The sequence below is a fragment of the Lacrimispora brassicae genome (genome assembly GCF_054772055.1).
Genome location: NZ_BRYH01000020.1, coordinates 139,964 through 154,100, shown reverse-complemented (window position 1 = coordinate 154,100; position 14,137 = coordinate 139,964). Strand labels below are relative to the sequence as shown.

Annotated in this window: 13 protein-coding genes; all 13 read left to right on the top strand. The window is 46.2% G+C overall.

What is annotated here, in order from left to right; all coding sequences use genetic code 11:
- Positions 1–192 precede the first annotated feature (192 nt).
- The 13 genes from spoIVA to ACYVD3_RS09840 all read left to right on the top strand — a co-directional run bounded on the left by spoIVA (position 193) and on the right by ACYVD3_RS09840 (position 14,134).
- A complete protein-coding gene (gene spoIVA / locus ACYVD3_RS09900; RefSeq protein ID WP_460642337.1) occupies positions 193–1,668 on the top strand; it encodes a stage IV sporulation protein A in 1,476 nt (491 codons plus the stop codon).
- A 44-nt stretch (positions 1,669–1,712) separates the two neighbouring features.
- The gene (locus ACYVD3_RS09895) at positions 1,713–3,311 is read left to right on the top strand and encodes an MBL fold metallo-hydrolase RNA specificity domain-containing protein (protein WP_460642336.1); all 1,599 of its coding nucleotides are present in this window, start codon (positions 1,713–1,715) and stop codon (positions 3,309–3,311) included.
- Positions 3,312–3,326: 15 nt separating this feature from the next.
- Positions 3,327–3,803: a ribonuclease HI gene (gene rnhA, locus ACYVD3_RS09890; protein ID WP_460642335.1), complete on the top strand. Its 477-nt coding sequence runs from the start codon at positions 3,327–3,329 to the stop codon at positions 3,801–3,803.
- A 131-nt stretch (positions 3,804–3,934) separates the two neighbouring features.
- Positions 3,935–4,798, top strand: a complete 864-nt coding sequence (locus tag ACYVD3_RS09885; RefSeq protein WP_460642334.1) for a lysozyme inhibitor LprI family protein — start codon at positions 3,935–3,937, stop codon at positions 4,796–4,798.
- A gap of 165 nt (positions 4,799–4,963) precedes the next feature.
- Positions 4,964–5,113, top strand: a complete 150-nt coding sequence (locus ACYVD3_RS09880) for a hypothetical protein (protein WP_460642333.1) — start codon at positions 4,964–4,966, stop codon at positions 5,111–5,113.
- Between the two features lie 51 nt (positions 5,114–5,164).
- Positions 5,165–7,771, top strand: a complete 2,607-nt coding sequence (gene alaS, locus ACYVD3_RS09875; protein WP_460642395.1) for an alanine--tRNA ligase — start codon at positions 5,165–5,167, stop codon at positions 7,769–7,771.
- A 126-nt stretch (positions 7,772–7,897) separates the two neighbouring features.
- Positions 7,898–8,074, top strand: a complete 177-nt coding sequence (gene rpsU, locus ACYVD3_RS09870) for a 30S ribosomal protein S21 (RefSeq protein ID WP_004613829.1) — start codon at positions 7,898–7,900, stop codon at positions 8,072–8,074.
- A gap of 223 nt (positions 8,075–8,297) precedes the next feature.
- Positions 8,298–8,564 (top strand): YabP/YqfC family sporulation protein, encoded by a 267-nt coding sequence (locus tag ACYVD3_RS09865; protein ID WP_013272738.1) that lies wholly within the window; start codon positions 8,298–8,300, stop codon positions 8,562–8,564.
- A gap of 25 nt (positions 8,565–8,589) precedes the next feature.
- Complete coding sequence (yqfD, locus tag ACYVD3_RS09860) at positions 8,590–9,819, top strand: sporulation protein YqfD (RefSeq protein ID WP_460642332.1); 1,230 nt, start codon at positions 8,590–8,592, stop codon at positions 9,817–9,819.
- Positions 9,820–10,836, top strand: coding sequence for a PhoH family protein (locus ACYVD3_RS09855; protein ID WP_460642331.1), 1,017 nt, complete (start codon positions 9,820–9,822; stop codon positions 10,834–10,836).
- Positions 10,826–11,323 (top strand): rRNA maturation RNase YbeY, encoded by a 498-nt coding sequence (gene ybeY, locus ACYVD3_RS09850; RefSeq protein ID WP_460642330.1) that lies wholly within the window; start codon positions 10,826–10,828, stop codon positions 11,321–11,323. The genes ACYVD3_RS09855 and ybeY overlap by 11 nt, the downstream gene beginning before the upstream one ends.
- Positions 11,320–12,474 carry a DUF3048 domain-containing protein gene (locus ACYVD3_RS09845; protein WP_460642329.1) on the top strand — a complete coding sequence of 385 codons (1,155 nt, stop codon included), beginning with the start codon at positions 11,320–11,322 and terminating at the stop codon, positions 12,472–12,474. Before ybeY ends, ACYVD3_RS09845 begins: the two co-directional genes overlap by 4 nt.
- Positions 12,461–14,134: a putative polysaccharide biosynthesis protein gene (locus tag ACYVD3_RS09840; protein WP_460642328.1), complete on the top strand. Its 1,674-nt coding sequence runs from the start codon at positions 12,461–12,463 to the stop codon at positions 14,132–14,134. Before ACYVD3_RS09845 ends, ACYVD3_RS09840 begins: the two co-directional genes overlap by 14 nt.
- Positions 14,135–14,137 lie beyond the last annotated feature (3 nt).

Genomic DNA, 14,137 nt, shown 5'->3' with positions numbered 1-14,137 from the left:
ATATAAAGGATGGCAAAAGAAGCGTAAAAGCGGTTTTGCCATCCTTCATTTTCCCCATTTTCGCCGGTTTAAATATGATTATATAAGGTGAATGGAATCACAGGGAAATATGCAGGAAACAGCGTAAAAAAGAAAAGGGAATAATCCTTTCTCCCCTGCATATAGTATAACAGCACAGAAGGGGGAATCTTTATGGACAATTATAACGTATACAATGATATCAAAGCCCGAACCAACGGAGAAATTTACATTGGAGTTGTGGGGCCGGTAAGAACAGGAAAATCGACTTTTATCAAGCGTTTTATGGAATTAATGGTTCTGCCGGGCATGGAGGATGAACACCAGAAAACTCAGACAAGGGACGAACTGCCCCAGAGCGCGGCAGGAAAAACCATCATGACCACGGAACCGAAATTCATCCCCAAAGAAGCTGCCACCATCCGCCTGGGAGATGAGATCGAAACAAAAGTCCGCTTGATTGACTGTGTCGGCTTTATGGTAGACGGTGCTGCCGGCCACATTGAAAACGACGAAGAGCGGCTTGTGAAAACGCCCTGGTTTGATTATGAGATTCCTTTTACAAAAGCGGCAGAAATCGGAACCAGAAAGGTCATCAATGACCATTCCACCATTGGCGTAGTCATCACCACAGACGGTTCCATCGGGGAATTAAAGCGTCCCAACTACATAGCAGCAGAAGAACGCACCGTACAGGAATTGAAAAGCCTGGGAAAACCGTTTATCATCCTGCTTAATTCTACAAAGCCGTATTCTGATGAAACCACGGCCCTCTCAAAGGATATTAGCCAGAAATATGGGGTGACAGTCATGCCCATTAACTGTGAACAGTTGAAAAAGGAAGACGTAAACAATATCCTGGATCGGGTATTAAAAGAATTCCCTGTGACGGAAATGGATTTCTTCATTCCAAAATGGCTTGAAATCCTTCCTACCACCCACTGGCTGAAAGCCCAGGTGATCCAGGCTGCAAAGGATATGGTAAAAAAGGTATCCCATATGAAAGACGTATCCTCAGACTTATTTGACGGATCAGCAGATAGTGTCCGATCCATCAAAGTCCAGAAAATGAATATGGCGGACGGCAGCGTTGACCTTGCCATGGATGTGGATGACAGCTATTACTATCAGATTTTAAGCGATTATGTAGGGCTTCCTATTGAGGGAGAATATCAGTTGATGCAGACCTTAAGCGAGCTTGCTAAAATGAAGGCAGAATACGAAAAGGTCAACCAGGCCATGAGCCAGGTCCGTTTCAAGGGTTATGGGATCGTCACCCCGGAACGGTCAGAAATTATACTGGATGAACCGGAAGTCATCAAGCACGGAAATAAATACGGCGTAAAAATGCGGGCAGAGGCTCCTTCCATCAACTTAATCAAGGCCCGTATCCAGACGGAAATTGCCCCAATTGTGGGAAGCGAACAGCAGGCAGAGGATTTGATCGCCTATATCAAAGAAAATGCAAGAGATAGCGAAGAAGGTATTTGGAATACCAACATTTTCGGAAAATCCATTGAACAGATCGTGGAAGACGGCATTCAGGCCAAGGTTTCCCAGCTTACGGAAGACTGTCAAATAAAACTTCAGGACACCCTCCAAAAAATTATTAACGATAGTAATGGCGGTATGATTTGCATTATTATCTAAATTAATGGTATAATAGAAAAAACAGGTACAAAAGGAGGGCTTATATGAAATTAATGTTCATCGGCGCAGCCCGCGAGGTAACCGGAAGCTGTCATTATCTGGAAGCTGCCGGTTTTAAAATCCTTGTGGACTGCGGCATGGAGCAGGGGATTGATAAATTTGAAAATGTGGATCTGCCGGTCAGTTATGCGGAAATCGATTACGTTTTATTAACCCATGCCCACATTGATCATGCAGGGATGCTTCCTTTCCTCTATGCAAGAGGCTTCCGGGGACAGGTGATTTCTACCGTGGCCACCGCCGACCTTTGCGGCATTATGCTCAAAGACAGTGCCCACATTCAGGAGTCGGAAACGGAATGGAAGAATAGAAAAGCCAGGCGGGCGGGCCTTCCGGAAGAAGAACCTCTGTACGGGGTCAATGACGCTATGGGCGTGCTGGAGCTGTTTCATTCCTACAATTATAATGAAAAGGCAGAACTGGAGGATGGCATTACAATCCGCTTCATAGATGTAGGCCATCTTCTTGGTTCCGCCTCAATTGAAATCTGGATCACAGAAGGAAGAACTTCTAAAAAAATCGTATTTTCCGGTGATATTGGCAATAAGAACAAACCCCTGATCCGGGACCCCGGGTACATTAAGGAAGCGGATTATGTGGTCATGGAATGCACCTACGGTGACCGGCTTCACGGGGTGATCCCGGACCATGTTTCCATCCTTGCAGGCATTGTCCAGAAGACCCTGGACAGAGGCGGAAACGTGGTGATACCGGCTTTTGCAGTGGGAAGAACCCAGGAGCTCCTTTATATGTTCCGCCGCATCAAGGCGGAGAATCTGGTGGCCGGGCATAATGGGTTTGAGGTTTATGTCGACAGCCCTCTGGCAGTGGAAGCGACCCAGGTTTTTAAAAATAACCTGGTAGACTGCTATGATGAAGAAACAAAGGAACTGGTAATGAAAGGGATTAACCCCATATCCTTTCCAGGCCTTAAACTGTCGGTTACCAGCGAGGAATCCAGGAACATTAATTTTAATTCAAAACCAAAAGTGATCATATCAGCGGCAGGCATGTGTGATGCAGGCCGTATCCGCCATCACTTAAAGCATAATTTATGGAGACAGGAATGCACCATCATTTTTACCGGATATCAGTCCATAGGGACCCTGGGAAGATGCCTGGTGGAGGGCTGCAGCGAAGTAAGGCTGTTTGGCGAAACCATTCAGGTGGAGGCCCATATAGAACAAATGGATGGGATGAGTTCCCACGCAGATATGGAAGGACTGATTGCCTGGTTGAACGCATTTGAAGAAAAACCGCGACAAGTATTTCTGGTACACGGCGATGATGTGGTTTGCAACTCTTTTGAACAGCTCCTTGAAAAGGACGGATACAGGGCAAAGGCTCCTTATTCCGGTTCTGTTTATGATCTTTCCATAGGCAGGTGGCTCAGTGAAACAGAGGGCGTTGCAGTGGTTAAAGGGCCTGAGGTCTCAAAAAAGCCGGCGGGCGTTTATGGAAGGCTTTTTGCTGCCGGCGAAAGGCTTTTGCAGGTTATCCGTCATAACGAAGGCGGAGCCAACAAGGATCTTGCCAAATTTGCAGATCAGATTAATTCTTTATGTGATAAATGGGATAGATAAGGAGAACAACAGAAAGTGACGAAAGTACTATTATTTACCGACGGAGCTGCAAGAGGAAACCCCGACGGGCCGGGAGGCTATGGCGCGGTTTTGCAGTTTACGGATTCCAAAGGGCAGCTCCACGAAAAAACCATGTCGGCAGGATATAAAAAAACTACCAACAACCGTATGGAACTCATGGCAGCCGTTGCAGGTCTGGAGGCTCTTACCAGGCCCTGCCAGGTGGAACTATACTCTGATTCCAAATACGTGACGGATGCGTTTAATCAGCATTGGATCGAAAACTGGGTGAAAAACAACTGGAAAAGGGGCAAAAGCGGCCCCGTTAAGAACATTGATCTGTGGGAGCGGATGTTAAAAGCCATGGCGCCTCATCAGGTGACTTTTCACTGGGTAAAGGGACATGCCGGTCACCCTCAGAATGAACGGTGTGACTTGCTTGCCACAAGCGCTGCAGACGGAGATGACCTGCTGGTGGATGAAGGGATATGAGTTTCCAAATATGGAGAAATACCAAAAACTTACATATCTCTTACAATGTCTTACTAATTGCGGATTTCTATTTTCTTTCTTTTTTATTTGTGATATGTTAACTTTATCAAAACAGGTTAGGATGATATTTCATGAATAAAAATAGAGGAATTTGGATTGTGATCGGAAGCATTCTGGTTATTGGGATCCTCATAACCCTTGCTACTTCCGCCTTTGTGAAGAGCAAGGAAAATGTTGCGGATCCTGCGGAAATTACCGGGCTTTCAACCTCTGAAATCCCGGAAGTTCCTGAGGAAGCAAAGGCCTATGGGGGAGCACCGGAACTGTTTTCAGCGGATATGGATGTGCCCCAGGAAGCGCCTGCCACTGGAGAGGAAGCAAAGCTAAAGAAAACCGGTCCGGCTGTTGTTCCAAAGGCAGAGGCCGCTCAGGAGAACAGGTCCCAGCCGGCGGAAGCAGGACTGCGGATGAAAAGTGCTCCGGCTTCTGACCAGGCAGACACGGTTCCCCAGGCAGCGGAAAGCGTCAAAGAGTCTTCCATCGAGGAAACTGTCATGTCTCCCATAAGTCCGGATACCAAAAATAAGCTGTATAATGCTGCCGCTCCTTCCGAAGGAGCAGCCTACTATCAAAAGCATTTGCTGGATCTGGATGCGCAGATCAAAAAGATGCGGGAGGAATCCGGAGACTCCAATACCTATTCCATGAAAGCTTTGGTAGATAAAGAGCTTAAGCTTTGGGACAGAGAGCAGAATGCCATTTATGCAGCCATTTTACAAGGACTAAACGAGGAAGACAGAAAAACACTTGAAACATCGCAGCAGGAATGGATCAAAAGCAGAGACGCAAAGGCAGAGGAGGCCGCTAAAAAATACAGCGGCGGAAGCCTGGAAGAACTTGAATACACCGCTTCCTTAACTGAGTCTACAAGGGCGAGGGCCTATGATCTGGTAGCGGAATACATGGATGTCCTTTCTTTGGGAGAAGGCCAGTAAAAAAGTACGGTATTTGTCGTACTTTTTTATTTTAGCAAGCAATGCTTGCTAAGGAATATTTGATTTGAACAAAAAAAATCTATTGCAACATCTTGATAAATAAAATTCCTTATGATAGGATAGTAAAATGAGTGATACTATATGAATTTTCGGGAGGAAAAAAATATGACAGCAATAGTTGCAAGTTTACTGGAGACCGCAATCAAATTCCTGTTTTTTCTGTTTATTGCATGGGGCGGAATCGTCTGCGGCAAGAAATACAGAGATCACAAGGATGCCGGGAATAACGGTACCGTGACGAAAGAGACAAAATAGCAAACGGAGGACAGTAACGTGAAGAACTACGGTGTGAACGAACTGAGGAGAATGTTCCTTGAATTTTTTGAAAGCAAGGGACATCTGGCTATGAAAAGCTTCTCCCTGGTTCCGCATAATGATAACAGCTTGTTATTGATCAACTCGGGCATGGCTCCCCTTAAGCCATATTTTACAGGCCAGGAGATTCCGCCAAGAAGAAGGGTGACTACCTGTCAGAAGTGTATCAGGACAGGAGATATTGAGAACGTAGGCAAGACAGCCCGCCACGGCACCTTCTTTGAGATGCTGGGAAACTTTTCCTTTGGGGACTATTTTAAAGATGAGGCCATTCACTGGTCATGGGAATTTTTGACCGATGTGGTCGGACTTGACCCGGACAGGCTGTATCCATCCGTATATCTGGAAGATGATGAGGCCTTCGAAATATGGAATAAGAAGATCGGCATTGCGGCCGAGCGTATTTTCCGATTTGGAAAGGCAGACAATTTCTGGGAGCACGGTGCAGGTCCCTGTGGCCCCTGTTCTGAGATTTACTATGACAGGGGAGAAAAGTATGGCTGCGGCAAACCGGACTGTACCGTTGGCTGCGAATGTGACCGCTATATGGAAGTGTGGAATAATGTATTCACACAGTTTGAGAATGACGGTCATGGAAACTATGAGGAATTAAAGCAGAAAAACATTGATACCGGAATGGGACTGGAGCGTCTGGCCGTAGTCGTTCAGGATGTGGATTCCATTTTTGATATTGACACCATAAAAGCCCTTTTAAACCGTGTAGCTGCCCTGGCCGGGACAGAATACAAAAAGGATTCTAATGTGGATGTATCTCTTCGTCTGATCACTGACCACGTTCGTTCCTGTACCTTTATGATCTCCGACGGCATTATGCCCTCCAATGAGGGACGGGGCTATGTTCTCCGCCGTCTCTTAAGAAGAGCTGCCCGCCATGGAAGGCTTCTGGGCATTGAAGGAAAGTTCCTTGCAGACTTATCCGCCATCGTGATTGACCTGTCCAAGGATGGGTATCCGGAACTGGAAGAAAAGAAAGCCATGATCCTTAAGGTTTTAACACAGGAGGAAGACAAGTTTAATAAGACCATTGACCAGGGGCTTGCTATTCTTGGGGAACTGGAAGAGGAGATGATAAAGAATAAGGTCACCATCCTTTCCGGCGAAAACGCTTTTAAATTATATGATACTTACGGATTTCCCCTGGATCTGACTCTGGAAATTCTGGAAGAGAAGAAGCTTGGAGTGGACGAGGAAGGCTTTAAGGCTGCCATGCAGAAGCAGAGAGAAACAGCCAGAAATGCCAGAAAGACTACCAATTACATGGGCGCCGACGTCACCGTTTATCAGTCCATTGATCCGGCCATTACAACAGAGTTCATCGGCTATGACAAACTCACCTGTGACTCTAAGATTCTTGTTCTCACCACAGAGACAGACTTAGCAGAGGCCCTTACCGACGGCGAGACAGGAACCATTGTGACAGAGCAGACCGTATTTTACGGCACCATGGGCGGCCAGCAGGGCGATGTAGGCTATATCGTAAGTGATCAGGGCGAATTCAAAGTAGAAGATACCATCCATTTACAGGGCGGAAAGGTCGGCCATGTAGGCAGGATGGCAAAGGGAATGCTGCAGACCGGAGATGCGGTCACCTTAAAGGTATGTGAAGGCAACCGCCAGAATACGGGAAAGAACCACAGCGCTACCCACCTTCTTCAGAAGGCATTAAGAGCGGTTCTGGGCAGTCATGTGGAACAGGCCGGCTCCTTTGTTGATGGGGACAAGCTGCGTTTCGACTTCACCCACTTTTCCTCTATGACGCCTGAGGAGATCCATCAGGTGGAAACTCTTGTAAATGAGAAAATCAAGGAATCGCTTCCTGTAAAAACGGAAATCATGTCTTTAGATGACGCAAAAAAATCCGGTGCCATGGCACTGTTTGGGGAAAAATACGGCGATACGGTCCGCGTAGTAAAGATGGGGGATTTTTCCACGGAGCTTTGCGGCGGTACCCATATTAATAATACGGGAGTCATCGGCTCCTTTAAGATCCTGTCCGAAACCGGCATCGCAGCCGGAGTCAGGAGAATCGAAGCCCTGACAGGAGACGGCCTGATGCATTATTATCAGGAAACCGAAAGAGAACTTCATGAAGCGGCAAAGGCTGTCAAGACAACGCCTTCAGCCCTGACAGTAAAAATTGAATCTCTTTTAGATGAGATAAAGACCCTGCATTCTGAAAATGAAAAATTAAAAAGCAAGCTTGCCAAGGACTCTCTTGGAAATGTTATGGATCAGGTAAAAGAGGTAAAGGGAGTAAAGGTCCTTGCCACTAAAGTGCTGGATGTTGACATGAACGGACTCCGCAATCTTGGTGATCAGCTAAAAGATAAATTAGGCGAAGGAGTCATTGTAATCGCCTCCATTCAGGAGAATAAGGTGAATCTGATGGCTGCTGTTACGGATGAAGCCCAGAAAAAGGGAGCCCATGCAGGCAACTTAATCAAAGCCATTGCGTCCTTAGTCGGCGGTGGCGGCGGCGGACGTCCCAATATGGCTCAGGCAGGCGGAAAGAATCCGGCAGGAGTGGATGCGTGCCTTGAAAAAGTTGCGGAAGTTGTTACTGAGCAGCTTAACTGATACGCAAAAATGAAAATTTTTCTTGACGTATGGCAAAATTATGCTATAATCATATCAGTGCTATAAAATACCCAAACAGTTGTATTATGCACAAGTACACAACTGGAGGGAGGTTAGGTGTGAGCTATGTCAAATGTTATCGTTAAAGACAACGAGACCTTAGATAGTGCTTTACGCAGATTCAAAAGAAACTGTGCAAAAGCAGGTATCCAACAGGAAATTCGTAAGAGAGAACATTACGAAAAACCAAGCGTAAGACGTAAGAAAAAGTCTGAAGCTGCAAGAAAACGTAAATTTAACTAATAATTAAAGATGAATCCCTGGTCCCATTCCCTGTGACCGGGGGTTTTTTCGACTTTTAAGGCTGTGGAATTTTGTTACAATTCAGTCATGCCAGAGCTATATTCCTTTAAAAATACGTTCTGCACGCCAAATTATGAATGGCATGGCTGAACTGCAACGAATTTCCCGCATCTGATTTGCATATAGTATAAAGGAATATAAAGAGAAGGGCAGAAAAGGGATTATGTTTGAGGAATCAAAGGAAAAAGCAGCTTCCGCCTTAAAACTCCCCAAAGATGTGGTTTTGGGAGAAGTGCTTGTATCTTTTCTGGGACGTCATAGCGTTGTAATAGAAAATTACCGAAGCATTATCCTATATACAGACTGTTCCATCAAACTCCAGGCCAAAAACTGCCGCGTGATCATTGGCGGAAGCAGGCTGATGATTGAATATTACACCAATGAAGAAATGAAAATCAACGGTTTTATCAAATCCCTGGAATTTGAATAAAAAGGGAAACTGGAGGTGTAATAACGTGTTTGCTTGGCTGAATCATTATTTATTCGGTTATCTTTCTATAGAAATGACCGGCTTTTCCCCGGAACGTTTTCTTAATATGTGCAGCGTCCATGAAATTGAATTATGGAAAGTCATAAATTCCGGGCATTCCTACCAGCTTTTCATGACGGTACAAGGGTTCCGGAAAGTGAAGCCTCTTGTACGTAAATCGAAGGTCAGACTTAAGATTTTAAAAAAGTTTGGACTTCCTTTTTTTTTATACAGGAACAAAAGGAGAAAACTATATGCAGCAGGGTTTGCCAGCTTTTTTTTGATCCTTTATTCCCTTTCCCTGTTTATCTGGGACATTGAATTTGACGGGAACCGGATGTATACATACGACACTCTTTTGAAATTCTGTGAATCGGAAGAAATCCGATATGGTATGAGAAAGTCAAAAATCGATTGTGATGTTCTGGAAGAAACCTTTCGTTCCAAATTTCCAGAAATAACCTGGGTATCGGCAAGGGTATCGGGAACCCGCCTTTTGGTTAAAATAAAAGAAAATGAAGTGCTGTCGGAAATCCCTGCAAAGGATGAAACCCCCTGTGACATTGTAGCGGAAAAAGACGGGATAATTACCTCCATGATTGTGCGCAGCGGCGTTCCAATGGTAGCCATAGGCGATACGGTAGAACAGGGTCAGGTTCTGGTCAGCGGAATCATTCCCATTATCGGCGACAGCGAAGAGGTGGTCAACACCCACTACGTTCGTTCCGACGGGGACATAAGGGCCAGAACGGAATATCATTTCACCAGACAGATGCCCCTTTTCCGGAAAGTCGACGTGGAGACAGGAAAGAGCAGGAAAGGGTATTACATAAAAGCTTTCCATGTTTCCTTTCTTCTCATACGGCCGCGGCCGGAGGGAACCTCATGGAAACAAACCATGGAAGAAGACCAGCTTCACTTATTCGAGAATTTCTATCTCCCTATTTATGTCGGTAAAATAACAGGGCAAGAATACATATCCTATGAGCGGCCTTATACAGAGGAAGAGAAAAAACAGTTGGCCGAGGATATGAACGAAAGGTTCAAAAAAAATTTATTAGAAAAAGGGGTACAAATTCTGGAAAATCATGTTAAAATACTAGATAATGAATCTTTATGCCAGGTTGCCATAGATTTTGTAACCGAGGAGCCTGTAGGCAGGCGGTCAGCGCTGAAGATACAAAGAACAGAGGAACCGGAGGAGACAAATCATTAAATGAGCGTAATTGAGACAATCATAGACATCCCAGCCGAACACGAGAAAAACGTATGCGGACAATTTGACAGCTACTTAAAGAAAATAGAACGGACCCTTCATGTTACCATGATCGGACGGGATGGAGCCCTTAAGATCATAGGTCCGGAACAGATGGTCCAGAAAGCAAAAAGCGTATTCAATAACCTGATCGAGCTTTCCAGACGGGGAAATGCCATTACAGAGCAAAATGTAGATTATGCCCTCTCTCTGTCATTTTCTGAAAGCGACAGCCAGATCCTGGAAATCGACAAGGACATCATCTGCAGAACCATTACAGGAAAACCGGTAAAGCCCAAGACTCTCGGACAAAAACAGTATGTGGATCAGATCAGAAAAAAGATGATCGTATTCGGCATCGGGCCTGCAGGAACCGGAAAGACGTATCTTGCCATGGCAATGGCCATCCAGGCTTTTAAAAACGGAGAGGTGAGCCGGATCATCCTGACCAGGCCTGCCATTGAGGCAGGAGAAAAGCTGGGCTTTCTTCCAGGAGACTTACAAAGCAAAATAGATCCTTACTTAAGGCCCTTATATGACGCCCTCTATCAGATCATGGGAGCGGAAAGCTATCTTCACAATGCGGAGAAAGGTCTGATTGAGGTGGCCCCTTTGGCTTACATGAGAGGCCGTACCCTGGACAATGCCTATATCATCCTTGACGAAGCCCAGAATACCACTCCGGCCCAGATGAAGATGTTCCTCACCAGAATCGGCTTTGGATCAAAGGTGATCGTAACAGGAGACCAGACACAAAAAGATCTGCCTGCCGGTACCGTATCAGGACTTGACATGGCGGCCCGGATATTAAAGAGAATTGACGACATCGGTTTCTGCCACTTAACCAGCAGCGACGTGGTCCGTCATCCTCTGGTACAGAAGATTGTACAGGCTTATGAAGATTTTGAGTCAAAGAAAAAGGCCGGCGAAGGAAAGACAAAAGCCATTGGGGGCAGAAAGGCACATTATGACGATTAATATTGAATATGAGGCTGAAAAAAAGCTGGACATCCCATATGAAGATATTATTGCAAGGGTGGTGGAAGCATCTCTGGATTATGAGGACTGCCCTTATGAGGCGGAGGTCAATGTCCTCATTACCGCTAATGAGGATATCCGCCAGATCAATAAGGAGTACCGGAATATTGACAGCCCTACGGATGTCCTTTCCTTTCCAATGATCGAATATGAAAGGCCTTCTGATTTTGAGCATCTGGAAGAAACAGGAGATGACTGCTTTCATCCGGAAACAGGAGAGCTTTTGCTGGGAGATATTGTGATATCTGTAGATAAGGTAGAAGAACAGGCAGAAAAATACGGCCATTCCCAAACAAGGGAGCTTGCTTTTTTAGTTGCTCACAGCATGCTTCATCTATGCGGCTATGATCACATGGAAGAAGAAGAACGTGAGATCATGGAAAAGAAGCAGGAGGAAATCTTAAGCCGGGGAGGATATACGAGATGATGAAAAAGGTATGGTTAGGATTCGCTGGCGTCATGCTGTCTGCCGCTTTTTTATTCGGCTGCAGTAAAAAATATGAGGAAGTATGGGTCACGGAACAATCGGCGGAAACCTCCAATGCCTCGGAAACAAAAGAGATCATAATCAACAGCAACACGGAAGCGGCCCAGGAGCCGGAGGCGAATTCCGGTGAATACTATACCTTTGAAGAACGTACCGAAAAAGACGGGCTGATACGAAGCTTTCTTACCGGGGAGATGGTGAGTTCTGCCATGGGGAACCGGAGGCCGGTAGCAGTTATGATGAGCAATGACAAAGAAGCTCTTCCCCAATACGGGATCAACCAGGCCGGAGTGGTTTATGAAGCGCCGGCAGAAGGGGGAATGAACCGTTACATGGCTATTTTAGAAAATTACGATGATCTGGACAGGATCGGCTCTGTCAGGAGCTGCCGCACCTATTATACATATTTTGCCCGTGAATTTGACGCTATTTATGCCCATTACGGACAGAGCACCTTTGCAAAGCCTTATCTTGCCAATGTGGATCATATCAACGGGCTGGATGCCATCGGCACAGTGGCGTATTTCCGTTCCAAAGACCGGAAATCCCCTCACAATGCTTACACCAGCGGGGACCGTTTAAACAAAGCCATCCTTCAGCTTGGCTATTCAGAAACCTACGACCCGTCTTACCGTGGCCACTACCGCTTTGCAAGAGACGGCCATAAGGTGACCCTGGAAGGAGCCAACGGCGTCAGCGATGCCTATAAGGTCTACCCCGGCTATGTGCTCAACAAGCCATGGTTTGAATACCATGAGGATGACGGGCTTTATTACAGGTACCAGTATGGGGCGCCCCACAAGGGGGATGGCGGACAGATCAAAGTGAAAAATATCATCCTGCAGTACTGTCCTTCCGCCCATTATGCAACGACAGAATATTTAAACATCAACGTACAGGATGACTCTTATGGCTGTTACGTGACGGAAGGCCGTTCCATCCCCATAAAATGGACCAAGGATGGGGAATTCGGCCCAACACATTATTACGACATGGAGAATAACGAGATTATCCTGAACCAGGGAAAAACCTGGGTGTGCATTGTTTCCGCGCAGGATTCTCCTAATGTGAAATTATATGGAAAAGAATAGGACAAGCAGAAAACCAACAAAGAAGGGAACCTCCAATTTCCTGGTCCAGGGTGCCATCCTTGCGGTGGCAGGAATCATCGTCCGGGTCATCGGCATGTTTTACCGTATCCCTCTGGCGGATATTTTAGGAAATGAAGGAAACGGCTATTACAGCTCTGCTTTTACGATTTATTCCCTTCTTTTGATTATATCATCTTACAGCCTGCCGACAGCAGTGTCCAAAATGATCGCAACCAGGCTGGCAAGAAAGGAGTACCGTAACTCCGTACGGGTGTTAAATGTCGCCCTGTTTTACGGAACCGTGGCAGGAGGGCTGGGGGCTGCTGTGCTCTGGTTTGGGGCGGATATATTTGCCAGCCGCTTTTTAAAAATGCCTTATACGTTCTATGCCTTAAAAACACTGGCTCCTACTATTTGGGTGATCGCTTATCTGGGCGTGTTCCGGGGCTATTTCCAGGGAATCGGAACCATGCTTCCCACAGCCATATCCCAGGTGCTTGAACAGATCGTCAATGCGGTCATCAGCGTCTATGCGGCTTCCAGGCTGTTTCAGGCAGGACTTAAATCCAATCTGGTTCACGGATCCACAGAATACTCCTTTGCCCTTGGAGCGGCGGGAGGAACCATTGGAACAGGAGCAGGGGCCGTGGCTGCCCTGTTGTTTCTCCTTTTCATTTTATTTGGCTATTTACCCATCGTGAAAAGGCAGGCAAGAAGGGACAGGACAAGACGCCGGGAATCCTATGGGGAGCTTTCCAGCGCCCTTTTAATGACCGTTTTTCCCATTGTTTTAAGCAGTGTGGCCTACAACATCAGTACAGTCATAGACAACAGCATCTATGGAAACGGCATGACAGCCATGGGCATGGGAGCATCAGAGATCGCTTCCAACTGGGGAGTTATCGGAAAGTACCAGCTTCTTTTTAATATTCCGGTGGCAATTGCCAATTCCCTTTCCTCTGCCCTCATCCCATCCCTTTCCAGAGCAATGGCAGAAGGGCAGAGGGGGCAGTTAAAAAGCAAGGTTTCCATGGTGATCCGTTTTTCCATGCTCATCGCCATACCGGCTACGGTGGGCCTTACGGTTCTGGCAGGGCCCATCTGCAATCTGTTGTTCAGTAGGAATGACAACTCAGCCCTTATTAAGATGATGATGTACGGGTCTGTGGCAGTGGTATTTTTCTCCCTTTCCACAGTGACCAACGGAGTGCTGCAGGGCATCAACCGGATGCAGATCCCATTAAGGAATGCGATCATTTCCCTGATCCTCCATGTTATAATCCTGTGCGTTATGCTTTTTGGATTCCGGCTGGGAATCTACAGCGTGGTGTATTCCAACATCCTGTTTGCGTTTACCATGTGTATCTTAAACGGAGGTGCGATCCGAAGATTTTTAAATTACAGGCAGGAAATGAAAAAAACATTCATTCTTCCCATCCTGGCATCGGGGATCATGGGAGCGGCTGCTTACGGCACCTATTTTGTGGTGCATTTAACCTTAAAGCGCAATGTATTTGGTGTTCTTTCCGCCATAGCAGTAGCGGTGGTTGTTTACGGAATCCTCCTTTTAAAGCTGCGTTGTGTGAACGAATCAGAGCTTTTAAGCGTGCCGGGCGGGAGAAAGCTGGCGGGTATTGCAAGAAAATTCCATCTTTTGTGATTA

What these genes read in the sequence shown, in the direction of transcription:
- ACYVD3_RS09840 (WP_460642328.1), top strand. Translation starts at nt 12,461, where the DNA reads ATGGAAAAGAATAGGACAAGCAGAAAACCAACAAAGAAGGGAACCTCC.
- ACYVD3_RS09880 (WP_460642333.1), top strand. Translation starts at nt 4,964, where the DNA reads ATGACAGCAATAGTTGCAAGTTTACTGGAGACCGCAATCAAATTCCTG.
- ACYVD3_RS09855 (WP_460642331.1), top strand. Translation starts at nt 9,820, where the DNA reads ATGAGCGTAATTGAGACAATCATAGACATCCCAGCCGAACACGAGAAA.
- ACYVD3_RS09885 (WP_460642334.1), top strand. Translation starts at nt 3,935, where the DNA reads ATGAATAAAAATAGAGGAATTTGGATTGTGATCGGAAGCATTCTGGTT.
- spoIVA (WP_460642337.1), top strand. Translation starts at nt 193, where the DNA reads ATGGACAATTATAACGTATACAATGATATCAAAGCCCGAACCAACGGA.
- ACYVD3_RS09845 (WP_460642329.1), top strand. Translation starts at nt 11,320, where the DNA reads ATGATGAAAAAGGTATGGTTAGGATTCGCTGGCGTCATGCTGTCTGCC.
- ybeY (WP_460642330.1), top strand. Translation starts at nt 10,826, where the DNA reads ATGACGATTAATATTGAATATGAGGCTGAAAAAAAGCTGGACATCCCA.
- ACYVD3_RS09895 (WP_460642336.1), top strand. Translation starts at nt 1,713, where the DNA reads ATGAAATTAATGTTCATCGGCGCAGCCCGCGAGGTAACCGGAAGCTGT.
- alaS (WP_460642395.1), top strand. Translation starts at nt 5,165, where the DNA reads ATGTTCCTTGAATTTTTTGAAAGCAAGGGACATCTGGCTATGAAAAGC.
- ACYVD3_RS09865 (WP_013272738.1), top strand. Translation starts at nt 8,298, where the DNA reads ATGTTTGAGGAATCAAAGGAAAAAGCAGCTTCCGCCTTAAAACTCCCC.
- rpsU (WP_004613829.1), top strand. Translation starts at nt 7,898, where the DNA reads ATGTCAAATGTTATCGTTAAAGACAACGAGACCTTAGATAGTGCTTTA.